Source organism: Sphingobacterium sp. UBA1897 (assembly GCF_002337775.1).
GTDB lineage: Bacteria > Bacteroidota > Bacteroidia > Sphingobacteriales > Sphingobacteriaceae > Sphingobacterium > Sphingobacterium siyangense.
Genome location: NZ_DDGR01000011.1, coordinates 22,664 through 29,170 on the forward strand (window position 1 = coordinate 22,664; position 6,507 = coordinate 29,170).

The window sequence follows — 6,507 nt, forward strand, 5'->3', positions numbered from 1 at the left end:
GCCGTTTTGTATTGTAAGAACGATAGCCAATTTGAAATAGTTTTATCAAAGTGATTTTTTTTATAAATTGTGTTGGCCTAAAATTAGGAATCCCCTTATTGATAATCCAGAGGGAGCCCATTGGGAAATAAGAAATAAACCATAGATTTTGAGAAAGGACAAGAACTTTGAAATTGCGAAGGAAATTAGTCGGAAGATACAAGAATATCCTTCTTCTCTCTCTTCCGAAGAAAAGTACAAATTATATTGGCTGGCATTTGATCACATAAAAAAAAGTGCTTATAGCGGTAATCCGGAAGGTCAATATGATTATGCGCAACAGTTTGATTCAATTAATTTTTTAGGTGTTAATAATCCATTATACAATCCAAAGAAATGTATCTATTGGTATACAAAGGCGGCCAATGGTGGTTATGCAGAGGCTTATAATAACCTAGCGGATTTTTATGAAAGAGGCGAAGGGATTCAGCAAGATTTAAAGATGAGTTACGCATTATATAAAAGAGGGGCTGAACTCGGGTCAATTATTGCAAAAGCAAATTTGAAAATATTTGAAAGGGAAATAAAACAAGGGAAGTACAGGCTATAATTTCTATAGTAAAGATTTTCTTTTTGATATTGTAAGTAATCTAGAGGATTGTTGCCAAAATGAGCATTGGAGTTAATAAAAATGATGATGAAAATAAATAATCAATGATATGGAGAATGTATTTTTGCTATGGCACACCCACTTTGACGAATCATTAGATGGAGGAGAAGACGTGAAATTGATAGGAGTTTACAGTACCAAGGAACTTGCTGAAAATGCGTTAGTAAGAATGTCCAAAGTAGAAGGTTTCCGGGATCATACAGCGGGTTTTGAGATATCAGAATATAAAATAGATAAGGATAACTGGACTTCTGGCTTTATAACCGAATGAACTTAATAACTTTTGTATAAATAAAAACCCGTCCCCAGCATAAGTTTTAATGTTATGCTGCATTGCCTTCCGTAATTTCCTATTTAAATATAGCTTCCATTTCAGTAATTTTAAGAGTATCTTGTTCAATATTTACTGTCCCAAACAGGTTCCGAAAAATGGAAGGCCTATTTCTTATTGCAAAAAAATGTGTTTCCTTGAGCTTTCCCTTATTGTTGAAATATAGGAAATATTAATATCCAGAAAAGTCAAAATAGTATTTCAAATTCTGTCATTTTTGCAATAAATTGAGGAGTTTATTCTAAAGCAATGAGCAGATATTTTCCACGAACCATTTTAAAATTATTCAGAGTTTATAACCAAGTTTATGCGCAATATGATAAAGATAAAATATACCCTTAAAATCCACATCTTAGTTTTGCTTTGCTTTTCATGCTTTATGGTGAAATCTCAATCCAATGTTATTTTTCCAGTAATTGAGCACAACAATGATCAACTTGACAAAGTTTTTTTTAAAGAAATAACTGAAGTAAATTCGAGTATCTTCAATTTGGATGCGGTTGTCTCTTTTGAGAAAGCTGATTCTACTTTAAATATCTTCTACATGGGAAGGGATTTATTATACGATTATCTGTTGGGCAATTCAAAAGAGATCCTCGGAGTTCAAATAAAAGGTAGGATTATTGGAATACATAAAAGTGCTGAGAAATTATTAGATATAAAACCGGAAGTAGCTTTAGCTTCGAAGATATTTATAAAGCGGAGGAAGTTAAACAAAAATAAAGAGCTAATAGATTTTCCATCACCAACGGATTATAAACACTCCATATACAAGCTAGATAATTCAAAATTTAGACTTATAGAGCGAGATTTTACTCATGTACAAGAACTTTGAAATTGCGAAATAATTGATTTTTTATGAAAATAGGGCGTATTATTAGTTGGTTTGATAGAAGAGATGAGAGGCTTATTGGTGAATTTAATATAGACTTTATACCTTTAGATCTTTTGAAGGAGACTTTTAGACCTCCGATTGAAGATCCTTTAATGTACAATCCTTATGATATTAATATAGCGGAATCTGAAATTCTAAAAAAATATGTAGACATTGAATTCGAATTTGATAAATATATATATCAAATTGATTGTTTTCAGGCTTGATAATTAGGAGACTTTACACATAGAAATATCAGCTTTTAGTAAAAAAGGATTGTAATGAACAAATTGACAGTTTTTGAAATGGCTCTGCTTTTTGCCTTAGCAGAGAAATACCCGGTTTTGTATACTCATATTGATAAAATATATGTAGGTGAAAGAGAATGTACCGGTATGGGGCAATACGTATTCTTAAAATATTATGATGAAAATGATATTCTCCCAATTTCCGAAGATATTCTCTCAGTTGATAAAATCATAATAACAGAAGGATTGGAAATCGGGATTGGGTTCATTGGAAATATTGAAAATTTTAAATTAGTTAATTTGGAACTATTCGTTTATGGTTCTAACGATTGGGATTGTGTTTTTCAAAATTTCTTCTTAAAAGACTTAAAGGACCTATGATCAAGGTCTTTTTTTGTTTTGAAGATTTTACCAAAACAGATTTAGTTATCTTGGAGCGTGTGGGGAATGATTGGAAAGTATCTAAATCAATAAATTCGTATAAATAAGAGCGATTTCAAATAAATATATATGTTGTAGAGCCAGGTCGGGAGATGTGGCTTTTTTACGTCAAAAGGGCCTGATGTTAAATCAGACCCTTTCTCTTAGCGTTTATTTGTACAGTAATCTTTATGTTTCCTATCGTTTCCTCTTTTTTGTTTCGTCATCCAATGTTTTTAAAGACTATTGGATTTTCACTGTACGACGCCAATTTTTATGTTGAACCTTTCATTTGAAAGGTAGCTTGTAGCCGTTTTGTATTGTAAGAACAACTGCCATTTCCAAATAGTTTTATCGGAGTGATTTTTTTTTATAAATTGGGTTGACTTATTTAAACTGTATGAACATCTTGGTTATTCTAATGTCATTCTTGTTCGCCCATATTCCGCAAGTTAACGCTTATAATGGCTAGCGGGTTCCTATCGCTGACAGATTGTCTATTGTACGTTGAATAAAAGCATCAGACGCTAAATTTTTAACCGTATTCTTATTGAGTATACCATTCTGTTCTTTTAAGATATATTCACTAGCTTTAAACCACTGCATCGGTATTCCATCTATTTCTTTGTCTGGTAAATAAGAATAAATGAAATTCAGTTTTTCGATGTCGGAGACCAATTTCTTTACTTCATCGGCGTAATTTTTCAGTTGTGACACGCTGAGGCTATCTTCAATCCTTTTTGTCAACAATCGGTCCTCATACAATCTCGATTCGGTGAGCTTGATGACTTCAATAAAAGAAGCGACCGACGAATCATCAAAACCATCCCACCAATAATCACGTAGTTGTTCATTTTCAGTGTCAAAATAAACCCTTCGTTCTTCTGTTGACATTAAGGAGCCTGGTCTTACATAACTTTCTGTTGGAATATCACCCCAAACGGAAGCCCATCGGGTTGTTTTGGAATAATAAAAACATCCAGTAAACTCACTCTCCATATACCTGTCAATTGTTAGTCCTAAGGATAAATAAAAACCGTTTTCTAGCTTTTTTGAAAAAAATCCTTGTGCGCTAGATATAGAGTCTTTAAAATAGAGGTACCCCAATGTCGCTAAAGGAGCCTTGACTTTAGTGATTAATTTTGCTTTTGTTAACTTCATTTTTTCAAGAATATTTCTCACCTCAAAAACTTCTCAAACAGTTCTCTTTCCTATCTGTACGCTATCAATATAATAGGTGCTCCTTTTGATGTCTTTGAGAGCTGCACTGTAGTCTGGGCATAACCTAACGAAAATAATGATGCGAAAAGGACAGTAAATATTAATTGTTTCATGTTGATTAATTCACATGAGTTGTTGTCAATATAAGTTATTTCTAAGTTTTGAATAAAACCTAATTATTTTTAACTCAAATACATCACCATAGCATCTCCATTCTCCGCAGCTTTTTTATAGAAGATTTTGAGATCATCGAAGTAATCGAGAAGATATTCCAAGGCATTTTCATCATCTTTCCAGATGTCAGGGTAGATACCTTCTTCTATCATCTTATTCGGATTATAGTTTGCTGAAAGCTCTTCCTTTGTAAGATCTTTTATCGCGCTATATATTTCTTTGGTTTGTTCAGCTGTACTATATGTTGCCGGGCCATAACCCATATCTTGATCGGGGTCAATTTCTGTAGGCCCCATAAGTATACCTAAAAGCGGTGCTTCTTCTTCAACTGCTTCTGCCAAGCTTTGTCCAGTAATTAGGAAAAAAATGCCTTCCCAAGCTTTATCTAAATACAGAAAGTTTTCGCTATCAATATTATTTTGTTTGAATGCAATATCTTCTAAACGTCTACTATCTGCGATAAAGTTATTAAGTGTTTCGTTATCTACACGTAGATAGCTTTGTGTCATTCCCATGGTATAATTTAAAGGTTAAAGTGTTTTTCTGATACCCATGTCTTGATATCTCATTTATATGGCCTTTGTTAAATTTTGTATCTCCATAAAAATAATGAACTACGCTATTTAAAACAATACGATAAATTCAATTATTTGAAATTTTCTTGATGGGCGTGTTATTATTCGACGTCTTCCTTTGTATCAGCAACCACTCATAAATCCAGGGCTCAGTTTCATAAAGGTATTGGGTGCCGTGACCTTCACCTGCGATGCGGTGAAAGATCATATTTACATTGCACTTCTTTAGAGATTCGGCTATACGTTCTGTTTCGTGTATGGCGATTTCGTTATCCGTTCCATGATACGTCAGGATAGGGATGTCTTTAAGTGTACAAATCCGAGTGGTGTCGCTATAGTTTACTCCTTCCTCTAAGCGTCGCGCGTTAAAAAGAGTTAATAACATTGCTAGATGTTTGGTTTTATAATATTTTTATTGTAAAACTAATTGAAAATGAGTAGACTGCAGTTGTTGTTGCTATTGCTCTTTATCGCAAACTTATCTTCTGCACAAGATCTGAAAGGCACGATTAAAGATAAGTATTCGGGTGATATTCTTATAGGTGTTTCGATCAAAGTAGCTTCACGCAGCACCTATTCCGATAGCTATGGCAAATTTATATTGACAGGCATTAAGCTTGGAGATACAATTACCTTTTCTTCAATAGGATATCGCGAGGAAAAATATATAGTTGATAATAGCAATCTTGATAATTTGGTCATATATATGAAGCAAACAACGATATTGTTGGATGAAGTCAAGATCAATTCTTTAGGAAATTATAAGGCTGATTCCTTAAAGTTTCGGGAAGAATTTGCCAAGACTTTCAATTATAGCAAACCCAAATTTAAAGACATTTTCATCAGCAAAAATTATTCTTCAAATGTCCCGAGACACCCTAATCAAGCTAGCAATAGTACCGCCTCGCTGATTAGTATTGATGTGCTTTCTGTTATTTCTATGTTAGGGAAAAATAGGACCCCTCAATCCAAGCTCCAACAGAAATTGATAAAGGAAGAAGAAGAACAGTATCTTGATAATACCTTTTCGAAGCGTAAGGTTCAAAATTTGACGGGCCTTAAAGGTGATTCTCTACAAACTTTCATGCAGTTGTACCGTCCGAATATTGACGCCGCTAAATACATGTCCGACTATGATATTATCCTGTACATCAAAAAAAGTTACCATGAATATATCGAGCCTTAAACTTCGCCCCATTAAGTCAATTTGTTATAAGATATGGCACTTATTATTTTAAGATAAATAGAATAGCGCAATAGAAATTCCTAGTGATGCAATTAATGGTACAATGGAAGATTTGGCTCTATACTGTAGATCATTAGGAAACATTTGTTGTCTGATAAAAAATAGACCAGTTGCACCTATGCCCGAGAGGATGAAGTTAACATAAAATATATTCTGGCTCATTTCAGGATAATTATTTCGAATATAATTTATAATAATTAGTTGAATGCCTATATAAATAATACTATAAAAAGTAGTAATAACAGCTCCTTTTATATTTTTTATTTTTATGAAATTTAGCACTTGAAGTACACCACCAAAAAAGACACCAAATATTACGGAAAGCATCCAAATAAGTGTATTTGTATATAGTTCAATAGCGTTTACGTCCTCTGTGAGCCCTTTGTCCCATCCTTTGTCCACTATTTTTTCACTATCGTTTTTTTTGGCAATTAAAGCTTCGATTCGTGCTGTTTCGGAAGGAGTAAAAGTTCGCCCACGTTCCTGTAGAATCTCGTAGGCATATTTTACAGCATTTGAAACAGATCGACTATCTGGTTCTATATATTTTTCGAGTTCTCTATCTGATAGTTTACTAATAACATTTTTATTAACCATATTTTGAGAAGAATTTAAGATTGAATGCTTTATCAGTAAAGATCTAAATTTAATATTATTTTTAAATAAAAATCTACTGCTAACCTTCACCTCACCATTTCCGCCATTTACCGAGTTTTCCGGATTGTTGGTCTAAAGCAAGTAGGCTAGAGGCGTATTGTGTCGTAGTTTT

Annotated in this window: 9 protein-coding genes; 6 read left to right on the forward strand and 3 right to left on the reverse strand. The window is 33.2% G+C overall.

Annotated features, from left to right (window positions below; translation table 11 throughout):
- Nucleotides 1–148 precede the first annotated feature (148 nt).
- The 5 genes from B4N43_RS07550 (at nucleotide 149) to B4N43_RS07570 (ending at nucleotide 2,483) form a co-directional block, all read left to right on the forward strand.
- A complete protein-coding gene (locus B4N43_RS07550) occupies nucleotides 149–589 on the forward strand; it encodes a tetratricopeptide repeat protein (RefSeq protein ID WP_112373529.1) in 441 nt (146 codons plus the stop codon).
- A gap of 109 nt (nucleotides 590–698) precedes the next feature.
- Nucleotides 699–920 (forward strand): DUF7336 domain-containing protein, encoded by a 222-nt coding sequence (locus B4N43_RS07555; RefSeq protein WP_112373528.1) that lies wholly within the window; start codon nucleotides 699–701, stop codon nucleotides 918–920.
- Between the two features lie 376 nt (nucleotides 921–1,296).
- Entirely contained in the window at nucleotides 1,297–1,815 is a 519-nt protein-coding gene (locus B4N43_RS07560; protein WP_146752978.1) for a hypothetical protein, read from the forward strand.
- Nucleotides 1,816–1,838: 23 nt separating this feature from the next.
- Nucleotides 1,839–2,081, forward strand: coding sequence for a colicin E3-like toxin immunity protein (locus B4N43_RS07565; protein WP_112373526.1), 243 nt, complete (start codon nucleotides 1,839–1,841; stop codon nucleotides 2,079–2,081).
- A gap of 54 nt (nucleotides 2,082–2,135) precedes the next feature.
- Nucleotides 2,136–2,483 carry a hypothetical protein gene (locus tag B4N43_RS07570; RefSeq protein WP_112373525.1) on the forward strand — a complete coding sequence of 116 codons (348 nt, stop codon included), beginning with the start codon at nucleotides 2,136–2,138 and terminating at the stop codon, nucleotides 2,481–2,483.
- 507 nt (nucleotides 2,484–2,990) lie between these two features.
- Here the strand turns inward: B4N43_RS07570 and B4N43_RS07575 are convergent.
- Entirely contained in the window at nucleotides 2,991–3,683 is a 693-nt protein-coding gene (locus B4N43_RS07575; protein ID WP_286733889.1) for a hypothetical protein, read from the reverse strand.
- Between the two features lie 242 nt (nucleotides 3,684–3,925).
- Nucleotides 3,926–4,432: a YfbM family protein gene (locus B4N43_RS07580; protein ID WP_075991455.1), complete on the reverse strand. Its 507-nt coding sequence runs from the start codon at nucleotides 4,430–4,432 to the stop codon at nucleotides 3,926–3,928.
- Nucleotides 4,433–4,925: 493 nt separating this feature from the next.
- Here B4N43_RS07580 and B4N43_RS07585 point away from each other — a divergent pair, with 493 nt between their 5' ends.
- The gene (locus B4N43_RS07585; RefSeq protein ID WP_112373520.1) at nucleotides 4,926–5,678 is read left to right on the forward strand and encodes a carboxypeptidase-like regulatory domain-containing protein; all 753 of its coding nucleotides are present in this window, start codon (nucleotides 4,926–4,928) and stop codon (nucleotides 5,676–5,678) included.
- A 48-nt stretch (nucleotides 5,679–5,726) separates the two neighbouring features.
- On the opposite strand, the gene B4N43_RS07590 is transcribed toward B4N43_RS07585, so the two are convergent.
- Nucleotides 5,727–6,335, reverse strand: coding sequence for a hypothetical protein (locus B4N43_RS07590; protein ID WP_112373519.1), 609 nt, complete (start codon nucleotides 6,333–6,335; stop codon nucleotides 5,727–5,729).
- Between the last annotated feature and the right edge of the window lie 172 nt (nucleotides 6,336–6,507).